This is a genomic window from Mycetohabitans sp. B2 (genome assembly GCF_021733735.1).
Classification (GTDB): domain Bacteria; phylum Pseudomonadota; class Gammaproteobacteria; order Burkholderiales; family Burkholderiaceae; genus Mycetohabitans; species Mycetohabitans rhizoxinica.
Map to the genome: position 1 here is coordinate 1 of NZ_JAHKSP010000120.1, position 433 is coordinate 433.

General features: G+C 59.6%; 1 protein-coding gene. It reads right to left on the reverse strand.

Annotation, left to right across the window (positions count from 1 at the left end):
• The coding region (locus KPG66_RS16985; protein WP_237071623.1) for an acyl-CoA dehydrogenase family protein at positions 1-433 on the reverse strand (433 nt) is incomplete at both ends.

Genomic DNA, 433 nt, shown 5'->3' on the forward strand with positions numbered 1-433 from the left:
CCCGTTCGTATTCCATGGCACTTTCAAAGACCTTGACGCCTCGTCCTTCCCTTCCCAGTATTGCATCGGCCGGGACACGGCAGTCCTTAAGCGTGATTCGGCCCATCTGTGCGGTGCGCAGTCCCATCTTTTCCAACGGTGGGCTCAGCTCCAGGCCCGGGTTGGTCGTCTCGACCAGGAACGCGGTGACGCCAAGTGGACCGAGTGTGGGGTCGATGGTGGCGTAGACGACGCACAGATCCGCGATGGGGGCATTGGTGATATAGGTTTTCGAACCGTTAAGGACATAGCTGTCGCCGTCTCGTATAGCTTGGGTGCGCATGGAGAACACGTCCGAGCCTGCTTCGTCTTCCGTCGAGGCATTGGCACCGATCAACGAGCCATCCATCAAGCCTGGCAGAAAGCGCGAACGCTGGGTCGGTGTGCCGTGGAT